This window comes from Psychrobacter sp. Marseille-P5312 (genome assembly GCF_900291405.1).
Lineage (GTDB): Bacteria > Pseudomonadota > Gammaproteobacteria > Pseudomonadales > Moraxellaceae > Psychrobacter > Psychrobacter celer.
Window position 1 is genome coordinate 1,865,910 of record NZ_OLML01000001.1, and the last position, 17,998, is coordinate 1,883,907.

8 protein-coding genes, 4 tRNA genes and 3 rRNA genes are annotated in these 17,998 nt (G+C 46.4%); 10 read left to right on the plus strand and 5 right to left on the minus strand.

Annotation, left to right across the window (positions count from 1 at the left end; translation table 11 throughout):
- Nucleotides 1-607: 607 nt before the first annotated feature.
- The 8 genes from C6W44_RS08105 (at nucleotide 608) to C6W44_RS08140 (ending at nucleotide 7,689) form a co-directional block, all read left to right on the plus strand.
- Nucleotides 608-2,147: ribosomal RNA gene (locus C6W44_RS08105) — 16S ribosomal RNA — on the plus strand.
- A 73-nt stretch (nucleotides 2,148-2,220) separates the two neighbouring features.
- Nucleotides 2,221-2,297 (plus strand) — tRNA-Ile (locus tag C6W44_RS08110).
- Between the two features lie 8 nt (nucleotides 2,298-2,305).
- Nucleotides 2,306-2,381: transfer RNA gene (locus C6W44_RS08115), tRNA-Ala, on the plus strand.
- Nucleotides 2,382-2,708: 327 nt separating this feature from the next.
- Nucleotides 2,709-5,703: ribosomal RNA gene (locus C6W44_RS08120) — 23S ribosomal RNA — on the plus strand.
- Nucleotides 5,704-5,826: 123 nt separating this feature from the next.
- A 5S ribosomal RNA gene (gene rrf / locus C6W44_RS08125) occupies nucleotides 5,827-5,941 on the plus strand.
- The 16S, 23S and 5S rRNA genes sit together here with 2 tRNA genes alongside, the layout of an rRNA operon.
- 162 nt (nucleotides 5,942-6,103) lie before the next feature.
- Nucleotides 6,104-6,511, plus strand: a complete 408-nt coding sequence (locus C6W44_RS08130) for an OsmC family protein (protein WP_105244943.1) — start codon at nucleotides 6,104-6,106, stop codon at nucleotides 6,509-6,511.
- A gap of 23 nt (nucleotides 6,512-6,534) precedes the next feature.
- A complete protein-coding gene (locus C6W44_RS08135; RefSeq protein ID WP_105246575.1) occupies nucleotides 6,535-6,999 on the plus strand; it encodes a flavodoxin family protein in 465 nt (154 codons plus the stop codon).
- A gap of 33 nt (nucleotides 7,000-7,032) precedes the next feature.
- Nucleotides 7,033-7,689, plus strand: coding sequence for a DUF938 domain-containing protein (locus C6W44_RS08140; protein WP_105244944.1), 657 nt, complete (start codon nucleotides 7,033-7,035; stop codon nucleotides 7,687-7,689).
- Between the two features lie 38 nt (nucleotides 7,690-7,727).
- On the opposite strand, the gene ppc is transcribed toward C6W44_RS08140, so the two are convergent.
- Entirely contained in the window at nucleotides 7,728-10,508 is a 2,781-nt protein-coding gene (gene ppc, locus C6W44_RS08145) for a phosphoenolpyruvate carboxylase (protein WP_105244945.1), read from the minus strand.
- A gap of 681 nt (nucleotides 10,509-11,189) precedes the next feature.
- Between ppc and C6W44_RS08150 the strand changes: the two genes are divergently transcribed.
- Nucleotides 11,190-13,277 (plus strand): catalase, encoded by a 2,088-nt coding sequence (locus C6W44_RS08150; protein WP_105244946.1) that lies wholly within the window; start codon nucleotides 11,190-11,192, stop codon nucleotides 13,275-13,277.
- A gap of 62 nt (nucleotides 13,278-13,339) precedes the next feature.
- Here the strand turns inward: C6W44_RS08150 and C6W44_RS08155 are convergent, their stop codons facing one another.
- Both C6W44_RS08155 and C6W44_RS08160 read right to left on the minus strand, forming a co-directional pair.
- Complete coding sequence (locus C6W44_RS08155) at nucleotides 13,340-14,224, minus strand: DUF3142 domain-containing protein (RefSeq protein ID WP_105244947.1); 885 nt, start codon at nucleotides 14,222-14,224, stop codon at nucleotides 13,340-13,342.
- An 18-nt stretch (nucleotides 14,225-14,242) separates the two neighbouring features.
- Nucleotides 14,243-16,402 (minus strand): hypothetical protein, encoded by a 2,160-nt coding sequence (locus C6W44_RS08160; protein ID WP_158676706.1) that lies wholly within the window; start codon nucleotides 16,400-16,402, stop codon nucleotides 14,243-14,245.
- Nucleotides 16,403-16,925: 523 nt separating this feature from the next.
- Between C6W44_RS08160 and C6W44_RS08165 the strand changes: the two genes are divergently transcribed.
- Nucleotides 16,926-17,720, plus strand: a complete 795-nt coding sequence (locus tag C6W44_RS08165) for an MBL fold metallo-hydrolase (RefSeq protein ID WP_105244949.1) — start codon at nucleotides 16,926-16,928, stop codon at nucleotides 17,718-17,720.
- A 63-nt stretch (nucleotides 17,721-17,783) separates the two neighbouring features.
- Here the strand turns inward: C6W44_RS08165 and C6W44_RS08170 are convergent.
- Nucleotides 17,784-17,859 (minus strand) — tRNA-Lys (locus C6W44_RS08170).
- 22 nt (nucleotides 17,860-17,881) lie between these two features.
- A tRNA-Lys gene (locus C6W44_RS08175) sits at nucleotides 17,882-17,957 on the minus strand.
- Between the last annotated feature and the right edge of the window lie 41 nt (nucleotides 17,958-17,998).

Consider the following 17,998-nt stretch of genomic DNA (forward strand, 5'->3'; position numbering starts at 1 on the left):
CCCCCACCCAAATACGCGTATAATGCCACCCAGTCGAAAGGGAAGGCGGATTAAAGAGTGACTCATTTAAAGAATGATTCATCATTTTAAACTCTTAAACTCCAAGCCTAACCAACTAATTTAAAATAAACCAAATTAGTTCTTGACTTACCAAATAAAGCGTCTATAATACGCACCTCATCAGGATGAGCTAAGCATTACTAGGGTAAATTACATAGTAATAACGCAGCGAACCTTGAGAAACAAATTATAAAAAAGCTTGACAAACCAAATCGTTATGATATGATAGTCGGCTCGCTAATAACGATAAGCACATTGCTTAGTTATTAGATATATAACTCTTTAACTGGACGACAGTGAAGAGACACTATTTAAAAGCACAACTAAAGAACAACTTGTGTGGATTTTTGCTGATACAGAATGCTAAAAAATAAAGTTGGTTTTGACTTCTTTTCGGGAGTTAATTCTAACTATAAAAATTATCATTTACTCAGCAGAAAAACTCAAAGTTAATTCATTACGAACATAATTTTAAGCGATTTGCTAGATAAATGAGCCAAGATTAGAAGTCATCTTCCTATTTATAGGTAAAGGCTTCAGATAGATTAAACTGAAGAGTTTGATCATGGCTCAGATTGAACGCTGGCGGCAGGCTTAACACATGCAAGTCGAGCGGAAACGATGGGAGCTTGCTCCCAGGCGTCGAGCGGCGGACGGGTGAGTAACACTTAGGAATCTACCTAGTAGTGGGGGATAGCTCGGGGAAACTCGAATTAATACCGCATACGACCTACGGGAGAAAGGGGGCAGTTTACTGCTCTCGCTATTAGATGAGCCTAAGTCGGATTAGCTAGATGGTGGGGTAAAGGCCTACCATGGCGACGATCTGTAGCTGGTCTGAGAGGATGATCAGCCACACCGGGACTGAGACACGGCCCGGACTCCTACGGGAGGCAGCAGTGGGGAATATTGGACAATGGGGGGAACCCTGATCCAGCCATGCCGCGTGTGTGAAGAAGGCCTTTTGGTTGTAAAGCACTTTAAGCAGTGAAGAAGACCATATGGTTAATACCCATATGCGATGACATTAGCTGCAGAATAAGCACCGGCTAACTCTGTGCCAGCAGCCGCGGTAATACAGAGGGTGCAAGCGTTAATCGGAATTACTGGGCGTAAAGCGAGCGTAGGTGGCTTAATAAGTCAGATGTGAAATCCCCGGGCTTAACCTGGGAACTGCATCTGATACTGTTAAGCTAGAGTAGGTGAGAGGGAAGTAGAATTCCAGGTGTAGCGGTGAAATGCGTAGAGATCTGGAGGAATACCGATGGCGAAGGCAGCTTCCTGGCATCATACTGACACTGAGGCTCGAAAGCGTGGGTAGCAAACAGGATTAGATACCCTGGTAGTCCACGCCGTAAACGATGTCTACTAGTCGTTGGGTCCCTTGAGGACTTAGTGACGCAGCTAACGCAATAAGTAGACCGCCTGGGGAGTACGGCCGCAAGGTTAAAACTCAAATGAATTGACGGGGGCCCGCACAAGCGGTGGAGCATGTGGTTTAATTCGATGCAACGCGAAGAACCTTACCTGGTCTTGACATATCTAGAATCCTGCAGAGATGCGGGAGTGCCTTCGGGAATTAGAATACAGGTGCTGCATGGCTGTCGTCAGCTCGTGTCGTGAGATGTTGGGTTAAGTCCCGCAACGAGCGCAACCCTTGTCCTTAGTTACCAGCGGGTTAAGCCGGGAACTCTAAGGATACTGCCAGTGACAAACTGGAGGAAGGCGGGGACGACGTCAAGTCATCATGGCCCTTACGACCAGGGCTACACACGTGCTACAATGGTAGGTACAGAGGGCAGCTACACAGCGATGTGATGCGAATCTCAAAAAGCCTATCGTAGTCCAGATTGGAGTCTGCAACTCGACTCCATGAAGTAGGAATCGCTAGTAATCGCGGATCAGAATGCCGCGGTGAATACGTTCCCGGGCCTTGTACACACCGCCCGTCACACCATGGGAGTTGATTGCACCAGAAGTGGTTAGCCGAACCTTTTAGGACGGCGATCACCACGGTGTGGTTGATGACTGGGGTGAAGTCGTAACAAGGTAGCCGTAGGGGAACCTGCGGCTGGATCACCTCCTTATAGACAGCATTCGGTCAGCAAGAATTCACAACAAGTTGTTCTTTAGTTTAAGCTTACGTTTTAGGACGTACTAGGGTCTGTAGCTCAGCTGGTTAGAGCACCGTGTTGATAACGCGGGGGTCGGTGGTTCAAGTCCACCTAGACCCACCATTATACATGGGGCCATAGCTCAGTTGGTAGAGCGCCTGCCTTGCACGCAGGAGGTCAACGGTTCGACTCCGTTTGGCTCCACCACTACAACCTCGGTAGCTTAGAGTGCAAATAAATACAATAGGTATTAAATAGAAACAAGTGATTTATCTTTGAACAAAGACACGATTACTTCTTTCTGTTTTATACGGAAATCTATGACTTGACGAGAGCATAGAGACTATTTAAAAACATAGATATGAGTCTGGGTTAGCAATAACATTTCACATGTTATTGCTAACCTGAAGACTAGCCTTTTAACGACATTGTTTGTTATCCCAAGGGCTAGTCTTCAAAGTAAAGAGAACTGAATCAAGCGTAAACATAGGTGATATCGTTATAATTGCTGACAAAGACCCTTTGGGGTTGTATGGTCAAGTAATTAAGCGCACATGGTGGATGCCTTGGCAGTCAGAGGCGATGAAAGACGTGACAGCCTGCGATAAGCTTCGGGGAGGCGGCAATATCCTGTGATCCGGAGATTTCTGAATGGGGAAACCCACTTACCATAAGGTAAGTATCTTGTACTTGTACAAGAAGCGAACGAGGGGAAGTGAAACATCTCAGTACCCTTAGGAATAGACATCAATTGAGATTCCCCTAGTAGCGGCGAGCGAACGGGGAGAAGCCGATTAATGCTAATGTAGAAGAACAGCGTGGGAAAGCTGACCATAGTAGGTGATAGTCCTGTATTCGAAACATTAGCGTTAACATATTAAGTAGAGCGGGGCACGAGAAATCCTGTTTGAAGATGGGGGGACCATCCTCCAAGGCTAAATACTCCTGACTGACCGATAGTGAACCAGTACCGTGAGGGAAAGGCGAAAAGAACCCCTGTGAGGGGAGTGAAATAGAACCTGAAACCGTGTGCGTACAAGCAGTGGGAGCCCACTTGTTGGGTGACCGCGTACCTTTTGTATAATGGGTCAGCGACTTATATTCTGTAGCAAGGTTAACCGTTTAGGGGAGCCGTAGGGAAACCGAGTCTTAATAGGGCGTCTAGTTGCAGGGTATAGACCCGAAACCGAGTGATCTATCCATGAGCAGGTTGAAAGTGCCGTAACAGGCACCGGAGGACCGAACCCACTGTCGTTGAAAAGCCAGGGGATGACTTGTGGATAGGGGTGAAAGGCTAATCAAACTCGGTGATAGCTGGTTCTCCCCGAAAGCTATTTAGGTAGCGCCTCGGACGAACACCATTGGGGGTAGAGCACTGTTTCGGCTAGGGGGTCATACCGACTTACCAAACCGATGCAAACTCCGAATACCGATGAGTGATATCCGGGAGACACACGGTGGGTGCTAACGTCCATCGTGGAGAGGGAAACAACCCAGACCGCCAGCTAAGGCCCCAAATTCCTAGTTAAGTGGGAAACGAGGTGGGAAGGCATAGACAGCTAGGAGGTTGGCTTAGAAGCAGCCATCCTTTAAAGAAAGCGTAATAGCTCACTAGTCGAGTCGGCCCGCGCGGAAGATGTAACGGGGCTCAAACTAGGAGCCGAAGCTGCGGATTTGAATTTGTTTTCAAGTGGTAGGGGAGCGTTGTGTAAGCCTGTGAAGGTGTGTTGTAAAGCATGCTGGAGGTATCACAAGAGCGAATGCTGACGTGAGTAACGATAATGCGAGTGAAAAGCTCGCACGCCGGAAGATCAAGGGTTCCAGTCCAACGTTAATCGGGGCTGGGTGAGTCGACCCCTAAGGCGAGGCCGAAAGGCGTAGTCGATGGGAAATCGGTTAATATTCCGATACTTGTTTATGATGCGATGGAGGGACGGAGAAGGTTATGCCAGCTCAGCGATGGTTGTCTGAGTGGAAGGATGTAGGTTTATAGCTTAGGTAAATCCGGGCTATTTCATACCGAGATCTGATAGCAAGTCCTACTTGTAGGACGAAGTGGCAAATACCATGCTTCCAGGAAAAGCTTCTAAGCGATAGTCATAAACGAATCGTACCCTAAACCGACACAGGTGATCAGGTAGAGAATACCAAGGCGCTTGAGAGAACTCTGCTGAAGGAACTAGGCAAAATGGTACCGTAACTTCGGGAGAAGGTACGCTGCTGATGGTGAAGGACTTGCTCCGTAAGCTATTGGCAGTCGCAGATACCAGGCTGCTGCAACTGTTTATTAAAAACACAGCACTCTGCAAACACGAAAGTGGACGTATAGGGTGTGATGTCTGCCCGGTGCTGGAAGGTTAATTGATGGGCTTAGCGTATGCGAAGGTCTTGATCGAAGCCCCAGTAAACGGCGGCCGTAACTATAACGGTCCTAAGGTAGCGAAATTCCTTGTCGGGTAAGTTCCGACCTGCACGAATGACATAATGATGGCAGCGCTGTCTCCAGCAGAGACTCAGTGAAATCGAAATCGCAGTGAAGATGCTGTGTACCCGCGGCTAGACGGAAAGACCCCGTGAACCTTTACTACAGCTTTACATTGAACTTTGACCTGACTTGTGCAGGATAGGTGGGAGGCTTTGAAACCGAGACGCTAGTCTTGGTGGAGCCATCCTTGAAATACCACCCTGGTCATGTTGGGGTTCTAACTCAGGTATAACAATACCGAGGACAATGTATGGTGGGTAGTTTGACTGGGGCGGTCTCCTCCTAAAGAGTAACGGAGGAGTACGAAGGTGCGCTCAGAACGGTCGGAAATCGTTCATAGAGTATAAAGGCAAAAGCGCGCTTAACTGCGAGACCCACAAGTCGAGCAGGTACGAAAGTAGGTCTTAGTGATCCGGTGGTTCTGTATGGAAGGGCCATCGCTCAACGGATAAAAGGTACTCTGGGGATAACAGGCTGATACCGCCCAAGAGTTCATATCGACGGCGGTGTTTGGCACCTCGATGTCGGCTCATCTCATCCTAGGGCTGAAGCAGGTCCTAAGGGTATGGCTGTTCGCCATTTAAAGAGGTACGCGAGCTGGGTTTAGAACGTCGTGAGACAGTTCGGTCCCTATCTACCGTGGGCGTTGGAAATTTGAGAGGATCTGCTCCTAGTACGAGAGGACCAGAGTGGACGAACCGCTGGTGTTCGGGTTGTCATGCCAATGGCATTGCCCGGTAGCTACGTTCGGATGGGATAACCGCTGAAAGCATCTAAGCGGGAAGCCCACCTCAAGATTAGATTTCCCTAAAGAGCCGTTCAAGACTAGGACGTTGATAGGCAGGGTGTGGAAGCGCAGTGATGCGTGTNGCCCGGTAGCTACGTTCGGATGGGATAACCGCTGAAAGCATCTAAGCGGGAAGCCCACCTCAAGATTAGATTTCCCTAAAGAGCCGTTCAAGACTAGGACGTTGATAGGCAGGGTGTGGAAGCGCAGCGATGCGTGTAGCTAACCTGTACTAATTGCTCGTTTGGCTTGACCATACAACACCCAAGTGGTTTGTATCAAGCATTATATCGATATCACCTTAATCCTTGATTCAGTTAGGATAAGTGATACTTAAGTCATTAAGTAAAACAAACACAGACTCATATCTAACCCCCTTTGCTGACGACAATAGCACGATGGCACCACCTGATCCCTTCCCGAACTCAGAAGTGAAACATCGTTGCGCCAATGGTAGTGTGGCTCCGGCCATGTGAGAGTAGGTCATCGTCAGCTCCCTATTCCTAAAAAGCCCCCTAACGATTAAGTTAGGGGGCTTTTTTTTGTGGGTTAAAGCAGTGCTCTCATGTATTGATTGGCTACTAGCTACTAGTTATTATTCGTTCATTCCATTACACTATTTATAAAGTGCGTTTAAGCTATTTAAAAGGAATGAAAATGATAACCTCAAAAGTAACCTATCAAGGCGACTTGCGTACTAGCGCTATTCACTTGCAATCAAACAATGAAATTATTACCGATGCACCGACTGATAATCAAGGCAAGGGTGAAGCTTTTTCACCGACTGATCTATTAGCGACAAGCTTAGCCAGCTGTATGCTAACGATCATTGGGATTAAAGCGCGTGATATGGAAATTGATATTGCAGGTACTACCGCTGAGGTGACCAAAGTGATGACAGCTGATCCAAGACGTGTCAGTGAAATACATGTCGCTATCTCTTTTAAGCAGCAGCTCAATGAGAAAACGCAAAAGATATTCTATAACACAGCGCTGAGTTGTCCAGTTGCGAAAAGCATCCATCCTGATATCATGCAAAAGGTGACTATTTATTCTAAGAACTGATATATTTTATAATGGTGATTAATATGGCTTCCAAGACTTTACTTATCGTCGCGCATGCACCATCACCGAATACTAAAAAGTTGGCGCAAGCCGCTCATGACGGTGCCAACCATCCCGATATAGCTATCAATGTCCTTTTAAAGTCACCGCAAGATACGCAGCCTGAAGATATAATGGCAGCCGATGCCTTATTGTTAGGTACGACTGAGAATTTGTCTTATATGGCAGGGCTGACCAAAGACTTCTTCGATCGCTGTTATTACGCGGTATTAGAGCACAAACAGGGGCTGCCTTTTGCATTATATATTCGCGCTGGGTTTGATGGGACGGGAACTAAACTGGCTATGAAAACGATTATTACTGGTTTGCGCTGGAATCAAATTCAAGATACGCTTATTTTAAAAGGTGATTGGCAAGAGGTGTTTGTGGAGCAAGTGGAAGAGCTTGCGATGACGCTAGCTGCTGGAGTGGAAGCCGGTATTTATTAGACTGATTTATTGAACCTTTATTAAGATAGTATTATGAATAAAAATAACTTAGGTAATGCGGATATTAGTAGCCAAGATAGACTACCTTTTTCACAAGCTTGTGAAAATAATAAAGCACCTATCCTAGAAGTACTACAAAAAGAACTGCAAGACTCTACTCATGTATTAGAAGTAGGCTCAGGAACCGGTCAGCATAGTGTGTATTTCGCGCCAAATTTGCCGCACCTACAGTGGCAAACCAGCGATGTAACTGATAATCATCAGGCGATCCAAGCTTGGCATGATGCCTATCCCGCATCAAACCTGTATGCACCGTTGGCTTTTAATTTGTTAACAGATTCTATTCCAAAAACTAATACTGGCGAACCTTACGACGCTATTTTTACTGCCAATACCTTACACATTATTGCTTGGTCTTTGGTTGAGAGGCTGTTTGAGTTGGCCGGAGAAGCATTACCCTTCAAGGGAAAGCTAATAGTATATGGACCCTTTAATGAAAATGGGCGTTATACTAGCGCCAGCAATCAAAGCTTTGATTCATCATTAAGGCAGCGTGATCCTAATAGCGGTATTCGCCATAAAGAAGATATAATCGCTTTGGCAAAACAGCATAATCTAGAGTTAAGTTATGAATACCAGATGCCAGCGAACAACCAAATTTTGATTTTTCAAAAAATAACCGCTAACTAAGTCAGCGGTTATTTGCGTTTTAATATCAGTATCAAGTTCTAACCAGTATTACGTAGTCCTGCTGCAAGGGCATTGATACTGCGAATTAGTGGATCTTCTACCGCCAGTTTGTCGGTACTTTTAGCATCCTTATTATCAGGTTGACGCATGCGTTTGAGCAGCTCGATTTGGATATAGTTGATCGGGTCTAAGTAAGCATTGCGCCATTGTAAAGACGCTGCCAGCTCTTGCTGCGTGGACAATAATGAGGTTTGCTCGAGCAGGGAGTTTAGGCCAGAGTGAGTAAGCGCGTGCTCGTGCTCGACAGCCTGCATGACTTGTGTGCGTAAGTGCTCGTCTTTGCACAGCTGACTGTAGGCGTGGGCGATATTCATCTCCGATTTGGTAAAGGCCATTTCGATATTGCTGATAAAGGCGCTAAAAAACGGCCAGTTTTTATTCATCTCTTTCATCAATCCTTCGTTTTGTTTGACACTCTCTAATGCCGTGCCCACGCCATACCACGCAGGAAGGGTAAAGCGGGCCAATGACCAGCCAAACACCCAAGGTATCGCCCGAATTGTTGATTTGCTTGGCAAGCCTTTTTTGCGGTGGGCAGGGCGCGAGCCGATATTTAGCAAAGAGATCTCTTGTACGGGCGTGGCCTCGGAGTAAAACTGATAAAACCCGTCTGTATTATCCGTCAGTGCTCGATATTGCTGCTCGCCTGCATCGGCTAAATCTGCAAACAGTGCTTCATAGCTATCGAGCTGGGCCGGCTGCGCCACAAAGCGTGACGAGCTGGCTTTTAGTGCGCCTGTGATACCCATGGTCAGCTCAAACACTGCTGTATCTGGATTGGCGTATTTGGCATAGAGCACTTCGCCTTGCTCGGTAAACTTGATTTGTCCGTTTAATGTACCAGCAGGCTGCGCGGCAATGGCCTGATGAGTTGAGCCGCCGCCGCGACTGACAGAGCCGCCGCGACCATGGAACAGACGGGTGCTGATGCCGTATTGGTTGGCAATACGAGTGATGGTTTGCTGGGCGCTATACAGCTGCCAAGCCGAGGTGATAATGCCGCCGTCTTTAGAAGAGTCGGAGTAGCCCAGCATAATCTCTTGAATATTGCCTGAGTGCTCAAGTAGCTCGCGATACAGGGGGTTGTCCAGTACTGTTGGCATGATTTTATCGATGTTTTTTAGGTCTTCGATGGTTTCAAACAGTGGCGCTACCGGCAAGGCGGCAAATAAGTGTCCGTCGTCATTGATGCCAGACAAACCTGCAAAACGCATCAGCAGCAGTACTTCTAGTAGTTGACTGGCGTTATTGGTCATCGAGATGACGTAGCTGCCAAAAGTATCGTCGCCGACCAGCTTGCGCAGTTTGGCCACCGACTGCATCAATGCCAGCTGCTCACGGGTTTGTTCGCTTAAATTATCGGTATAAATCAGCGGTGTGCCTGGTTTTTGTAGTAGGCGGGTCAGCCACTCTTGGCGCTCTGCTTCGCTTAGCGCCTTGTAATCGGGCAAGTTAGAGGCATTGGCAAAAATATCGGCAATGACCTCGCCATGATAGCCTGAGTCTTGGCGAATATCGAGCGCGGCCAGATGAAAGCCGCAGGTTTTGACCAAGCGGATGGTATCTAGCAGTAGCCCTTCGGCATGGGCGCTATCATGCGTGTTGACGCTCTTGCGGATAAGGCGTAAGTCATCTAACAGTGCGGCCGGCGATAAGTACGCGTCTTTTGCTGCATTGTCGTCTGTGCCTTGGCTTTGGATATACTGGTTGGTGGCTTTTATTTTGGCAAGGATGAGTGATAACAATCTACGGTATGGCTCATGATTGTAGTCATCAGGGTTATAACAAAACACCTGCTGATCCAGCTCGCTATAGTCTTTAATTCGCTCATAAATCTCGGGCGCGATGGTGACGATGCTATCGCTATGAATCAGCTCGCGGCGCAGCTTTCGGATCAATACTTGGTAATGGCGCAGCACGGTATTGGCATGCATCAACACGGCCATTTCTGTGGTCTCATGAGTGACGAAGGGGTTGCCATCTCTATCGCCGCCGATCCAAGAACCAAAATTGACAAAAGCGGGCAGCGCATAGTCACTAAGCTCTGGATAAATCTCTACGATTGCGTCTTTGATATTACGATAGACTTTCGGTATGGCGGCAAAAAGACTGGCATCAAAATAATGCAGGCCATTATTAATCTCATCATAGACTAAGGGTTTACGAGTCCGCACCTCATCTGATGACCATAGTAGATCAATGGTTTCTGCGGTTTTTTGTTTGGCCTGCTCAAAGGCGCGACTGCCCTCAGGATAGACACCCATGGCATCGGTGTGCTCATATAGCGTTTGCAAGATATTCATCGTCGTACGGCGACGCGCCTCGGTAGGGTGCGCGGTAAAGACTGGAATAAATCTTAGCTGATCGATGAGCTCTTTGATTTGTTCAGGTTCGATCTGGCGCTCACGGCATTCTGATAAAGTGCGACGAAAAGAGCCTTCCCAGCTTTGGTTGGACTCTGCGCGCATCACTTGCCGCTGCTCACGTAAGTAGTTTTCTTCGGTCAAATTTGCCAAAAAAAAGTAAATAGAAAACGCGCGAATGACGTTTTTTAGTGTCTGATTGTCTAGCGAGGCGATGAGCTCGATAAGTTTTTGTTTTTGTCCGTCGTTATGCTCGCGGCGCTCTTGGATAAAACCTTGGCGCAAGGTCTCGATGGTATCTAAGGTTTGTTGCCCAGATTGACGAGAGATGGCCTCACCTAAAAACGATCCTAATAAACGAATGCGCGCACGCAATACGTCGTTATCTAATAACATAACTGTCTTCCTTGTCTATAACTAGGGAATATATCCAATAAAGCTTGGATATGGCTATTTTTCTTACTTAACGAACAATACGCCCTAGACGGATGAATAAAAACGGCCCGTAAATACAGTTACGAACTGCCTTATACAAAGTGATGCATCAAGCCTTTTATGATGACTATAAGCGATGGTTATAAAAATTTTGCTTGATCAGAACTCGCCGCTAGTGTTTGCCACAGCTTTGATGCTGGCTGACTTTATTTTATGCCTGTCCTTATAATTTAACTGATAATAGGCCCGAACGCTATCGATATTCTTTAGCCAAAAAATCCAAAGAGTGCTGCCATGAGCGTTAAGGACTTAGCAATATATTTGATGATAGTAATGTGCTAATAGTTTGGCTCGTTGGTTTAACCAAAAATCAACAAGCTTCACGATATATGTGACATAAATCGCGAAGTTTTTAAGTAAGATGAGTGATGAACACCATGGTTGGCAATGCGAACGGTTGGCACTGCCAGTCATAGTAGCGAAAGAGCAACAATAAAAAGTTAGATCATCAACCGCCGCGTAACCCATAAAACATGAAGCGACAGTCGAAGTTACTATATAGATACAAGGATATAAATACTGGGTTTACGCGCTTTGGATAGTCTCATCAGAGGCCATTTCATTCATCAGCTAGGATATATTATGAAAAAGAACCTTGGTCATACTGACCCCGCAAAAGACATGAACCCAACTCGCGGCAATGGCGGCGAGACTCACCAACGTGCAGACGATGACACAAAAGCGCTCACTACGCAGCAAGGTGTCGTTATCTCTGATAACCAGAATTCTTTAAAAGCCGGTAGCCGAGGCCCGAGTCTTTTAGAAGATTTTGTATTACGCGAAAAAATCAACCATTTTGACCATGAGCGTATCCCAGAGCGTATTGTCCATGCGCGTGGTAGCGCCGCACATGGTTATTTTGAGCTGACAGAATCGTTAGAAGAATATACGACCGCCAAAATTCTTACAGAAACAGGGAAGCGGACTCCTGTATTTACCCGCTTCTCAACAGTTGCTGGTAATAAAGGCTCAAAGGATACGCCCCGTGACGTACGCGGATTTTCAGTCAAGATGTACACAGAAGAAGGTAATTGGGATTTAGTCGGCAATAATATGCCTATCTTCTTTATTCAAGATGCGATGAAATTCCCTGATTTGGTACACGCGACGAAACCAGAACCAGATCGTGGTTTTCCGCAAGCGACGGGTGCCCACGATACCTTTTGGGACTTTGTCTCGCTAAGCCCAGAGACGATGCATAACCTGATTTGGCTTATGAGTGATCGTGCATTGCCGCGTAGCTTTAGCATGATGGAAGGTTTTGGTATTCATACCTACCGTTTGCTCAACAAAGAAGGTAAGAGTACTTTCTTCCGTTATCATTGGAAGCCAGTTGCTGGCGTGCAATCATTGATTTGGGATGAAGCTGTAAAAATATCTGGTGCTGACCCTGATTATAACCGCCGTGACATGTATGAAGCGATTGAAAATGGTATGTATTTTGAGTGGGAGCTTGGTGTACAGCTCTTTACCGAAGAAGAGGCCAATGAGTTTCCATTTGACCACTTAGATGCCACTAAGCTGATTCCAGAAGAGCTAGTGCCAGTTAAAATCATCGGTAAAATGGTCTTGAACCGTAACCCAGATAATTTCTTTGCAGAAACTGAGCAGGTAGCCTTCTGTCCATCGCATATACCACCTGGTATCGACTTTAGTAATGATCCTCTACTGCAAGGCCGTCTATTTAGTTATTTAGATACTCAGTTGTCGCGCTTGGGCTCACCAAACTTTGCTCAGATTCCTATCAATGCGCCTAAATGTCCGTTTGCCAATAACCAGCAAGACGGTCATATGCAAATGCAAGTGCCTAAGACTCGTGTCCTTTATGAGCCTCAAAGTCTAGATCTAGACCGTCCACGTGAAAGTCCTCAAAAAGGTTTTAACTCGTTTCATGAAAAACTGGACGATGGCGTAAAAGGTCGTATCCGTGCTGAGAGCTTTGCTGATCACTATAGTCAGCCGCGTATGTTCTATCGTAGCCAAACCCCTGCTGAACAAGCACACATTGCATCAGCCTACGCGTTTGAGTTGGGTAAAGTAGATACTCCTCATGTACGTACCCGTATGCTCGGCCACCTGCTGCATATCGATGAAGATTTGGCCAAGCGCGTGGCAATTGCCTTGGGTATGGAGTTGCCAGAGCCTGCTGATGCGGCAGCGCCTGTACAAGACATGGCGACATCAGAGGCTGTACAAACCATCGGCCGTACGCCTAAATCACTAAAAGGCCGTTTGGTGGGTATCTTAGTGGCTGAAGGATCAAACCATGAGCAAGTTAAGAAGTTTGAAGATGCTATTAACGCTCAAGGCGGTATGGTAAAAATCGTTGCGCCGAGTAAAGAAGTCAAGCTTGACGACGATACGCGTATCCAAGCAGATGAGCGTGTCGCTGGCGCACCATCAGTATTCTTCGATGCGGTAGTGAGTATCATTATGCCGAATCAAGCCAAGAAACTGGCGGAGGATAGCTCAACGCTAGATTGGTTCACTGATGCTTATGTACACTGTAAAGCCATTGCTTATTGCGGTGCAACGGATGAGTTTATCTTAAGTAAACTTCCTGTAGAAAAAGATGAGTTTGTCACACCGCTCGCTGAGCTTGACAGCTTTGTAGAAAATGCAAAATCTCGTCTATGGGAGCGTGAGCCAAAGGTTCGTGACTTGGCTTAATCCGATTAAGCTGTAATTATGATGAAGAAAAACTCAGCCTAAGTGCTGAGTTTTTTTATTTTTTAGCGCAAGAACACCACATAACCTTGAAAGTGTGGATTGTCTTCTAAAAATGCAGCCCCTTGCCATTGACCACCTTCAATGATGCCCACTTTAAAATCGAAGGGCAGGTCTTTTAGCCGTATGAGGTGCTGCGCATAATTCGTCAAGGTGGTCGTGCCCTGATAAGTTTGTATCACCAGCTCGTCGATGGCGTTATTAAGCTGAATAAACTGAGAGTCTTCGGCTTGGTTTGACCAGTCCAGCAGACCTGTCACACTGAGTTGATACTGCGCGGGCAGCTGCTGACGAATCTGCTTAAGCAAAGCGGCGTATTCGCCCAATCGGTAGGTTGGCGCATCATAATCTATTTGGATACCCATGACGTGATTGCCTGCGCGTTGCCATTGCTCTAAGCGCTTTATAAGCTGTGGCATGACGTCCTCAGACCACGTCTGACTGGTCGCACGGTAGACCAGCCACATTTTTTTACCGCGTAAAGGTCGCACACCTAGTCCCTGCGTTATCAATGTCGCTGGTAATGCCTGAGCATTATTGTCATGGGTATCAGGGCGATAATAGGGCATGTTGGGCGCACGTATCTCACCTTGTAATAGATACAACGTATGCGCTTGGCTGAGCTTGGTACTGTCTTTGGGCGGTGTCCACAGCCAAAACTGCTGGTAATCATTGGCTTGGATATTGGTAGTGTTCGTGGGCATGGTAATAGAGCCAATTTTACTGGAATCACTATCCTGTGATGGTATCTGCTTAGATGGCGCAGATGAAAAACGGCTTGCACCTTGATAGTAAACCAAAGCGGCAAATATAATAATACCCAGACCCAGCAAGCCTAACAGCCATCGCTTAAACGTAAATTGCTGATACTTTTGTAGATGATTACTCACACCAGTAGCTCGTCATATTTACCAGTAGTATTTTTGGTTTTTTGCCCAAGTGGTATGGCTAAAGTCAGATTTGAGACGTTTAAACCATGCTTTGCGCACAGACAAATCAACCTGCTTATCGCCGCACTGGTTGTTACCCGAGCTGGCAAAACAATCTATCGCACGATGCAGCGCATAGGCGGACAGCTCGTCATCTTGACTGTCTGTAAATATGGAGCGGTAGATATCGAGTCTGCTGAGCGTTTGACCTGCGAAGCGACTGGGGACGTCACCTAAGTACGGATAGGGCTTACTTGGATCATCGTCAACAATATAGCGAAACTCTTTGTCGTAGTCATCGAGGTAGCTGGTCAAATCGGTATCATACATAAACTCGGTCAGACACAAGGTTTGTAGTCTGTCGTTAGGGCGTTTACTGAGGCGCGTCACCGTGGTTGTCAAGTTTTGACACTTGATATGAGGGCTGATGTGTTTACCTTGCCAGTTAAATTGACTAAAAGTAGGGAGGTGCTTTAAGGTCTCATCCTTACTGCTATAGCCCTGATATTTTTGGGCGTCCTTTGGCAAATAACGCTGCTGGTAGGTTAAATAATCGTCGTAGCGTCCATGTATCAGTGATTTGGCGAGCAGCGCGTAACGCGCCTCAGCACCCAGTGCGTTTGTATTTGCATGATTGTCTGCAATTTGCTTTAGCAAGGTAGGGTCGGCTGAATATTTGATGACGCGCATCTTTAAGGCTTGTGATTGTATGCTGGTATCAGTAAACAATGAACGGTAATCATTGGTCTTGTCAGCATGCAGTGCTAATGCCAGCTCAGTGACGGTGTTTTGAAACGGCTGCTTGGGCAAGGTATGTAGCTGCTGCCATAGGGTATTGGCTTCATCGGTGCGTCCGAGTTGCTGTAATGCTTTTGCTTTTAAAGCGTATTGGCTAAATTGAGTATAAGATAGCTTACCCGTTGGCGCAGCGGTGGGCAAATAGGTTAGGGCGCGTTTTGGATTATTTTCTTGCACAAAATAATAGGTCGCGATCAGATACTGATACAAGTCCATACTGCCTTTAAACTTGGGCTTTAGACGCTCAAGCGCTGCCAATGTTATGGGTTTGGTGTTCATGAAGTCGCTGGCAGGTCGTAGACGATATAAGGCAAAACTGGTCAGCAATATGGGGTCATTAAGCACATTGATATCGACTTGTTTATCACTATCTGGAAAAAACAATCGTCTCTCAATCTCTTCTGGCAAGCGGCGACTGTCTAGGTTAAAGGCCAATGACTTTGTATGCTCAATTTGCCATTCTATTTCATCAACCAATTGTTCTTGCTTCCCTGACAGCCAATAGAGTCGGCGCTGTAATCCGCGAGCGGATGCCGTATACTGCCCTTTTTTAAAGCGGCTGAGATAAGTATTGATGGCGCTTTGCGTGCTGGCAAACAGTCTTGGGTCAACCGTTTTATGGTCATAAACATAATCTTGCGCGCCTTGCTGATAAATACGATTGATACCTGTGCGAATCAGCATATAGTTGACCGTATCGAGTAGCCAAGCGCGTCCTGCATTATCCCCCGCATCAAGCGTGGTCAACGCACTATACAGGTTATGCGCGCTGTCAAAGTCTGATTTTTTGCCCAAATAAAACAGTTGTGTCGCCATGATGTAGTCCGCGTAGGGCTGTGCGTGGACAGACCACTTTAACGGAAAAGTAGCAGTCTCTTTGAGCGCAGCGGCCTCATCATCAAATGAATCGGCACACTCACTGCGAATGGCGTCACGAAATTGCATCAGTTGTGCGCGCTCTTTTGGGGTTAATGCCTGATCTAGTGTTAGCGCGTTTTCTAGCGCTGTTTTACCTGTATAAAAGCTATTACAGTACTCAGCATAATTGCTGGTTTCAGAGGGCTCTAAAAAAGACTGATTGGGATTTTGTACTTGATTTACTGCCGCGTGCTTTAATGTGCGTAAGTTAAGCGGAAAGTCATAATAATAACCGCTGGTATGTAGCGTGTCAGGCTCATCAAAGGTGATTAAGCCCTTATCGGCAAGTAATAAATACAAATTGGTCTGGGTGTCATTGCCAGTATCTAAGGTGGGGAAGTTAATCTGACAGGCATTGTAGTAGCGATTGTCTAACGAAAAGTTAGAGCCACAGTATTCGCCGCCACCTGCTTGTGCAGACATATCAACGCTCATCAGACTGGCTGTCAACAAGCCTAAAAGCAAACTTTTGGGAACAGAGTTCAAAAAAGGTGAGGGGTGTCGTGTTGTATTGTCTGCGGTAGATTTCATAGCCAACTCGTGAGCGCGTACTGGATTGGAGTCTGTAATCATAACAGAGTTTTATTTTATCAATGTTATTTTTCCCCACAAAAATCAGCTTATATACCACAACGTGTCATCAACTAGTCCTAAGTCTGATACCTAAAATTTTAGCAAAACGCCTAAACGACGAATTGCAAGGAGCAAACGGAGTACAAGCGTTCATTGAAAGTCGAGCCGTACATAAGCTCCTGTACTACAATCAAAACAAGGGGTGTCATCAGCCCGCAGGGACAGGACTCTTTTTTGCCGCTTCATCGTTAAAAATAAGCGCTTAGAGTGACTAAACTTATTATTTTTAACCTCGAATCGTCTAAAAAATAGTCGCTGTCAGTGCCATGGTCGAATGTTCGACACGCCCTAAGCAAACACTCAAGGATGACTTATGCGCTTAGATAAGATTGTGCGATTGGACGGTTATATTCAAAGTATTTATTTGGCGGTATATGCTAATAAGTTGCTGCTGCTTGACGGCTGCTGCCGTGCTGATGTACCGATGGTACTGGCGTACATCACAGACACACTACAGCGCCCTATAAGCCAGCTCAAGGTAGTCATGGTGACACACATGCACCCTGATCATGCTGGCGGTGCTCTGCAGTTTAAAAAACAAACAGGCTGCCTAATTGTATCAGCAGACAAAAAAACTCAGTGGTATGGCGGTATCGGCGGGCGAGCCATGCATCTCATCGATATGAATTTGGCGCATTATGTGGCGAGACGGCAAGGACGCTCGGCCAAAAATCTTTATTACTCGGCACATCTGAATCCTGATGTGATGGTAAAAGATGGCGACCGCGTGCCTGAGTTTGATGAGTGGCAAGTGCTTGAAACGCCAGGGCATACAGATCGTGACTTATCGCTATTTCATCTGCCAAGCCGGCAAGTATATACAGCAGACTTGATTATCAAGCTGCGTCACAAGTTTGTCGCACCATTTCCTATTTATGATCCAAAACTCTATATCCAGTCGCTGCAAAAAATCAAAGCGTTAAAGCCCTCGGTGGTGATGATGGCGCATGGCCGCGAGCTGGCGATAGACGACGCCACTTTTGATATGCTCATCACGCAGGCACCCAAGCATCCGCGTACCATCAAAGACACCATCAAACATAAGCTGCTATGGCGCAAAGACGCTAACTTTACTGTCTTTTCGCGTCGCCGTAACCCTAAACGATAGCGGTAACAGGCACGCAAAAAAAAGCCCCGTCACTATTAAGTTAGTGATGGGGCTTTTCAAATATGGTGGGCCGACCGCGACTCGAACGCGGGACCAATTGATTAAAAGTCAACTGCTCTACCAACTGAGCTATCGGCCCTAAAAGGGTGTGAAAGAAAAAGTGGTGGGCCGACCGCGACTCGAACGCGGGACCAATTGATTAAAAGTCAACTGCTCTACCAACTGAGCTATCGGCCCTAACTTTTTTCTCTCGTTTAAGAAGTTCTGTATCCCTAAAC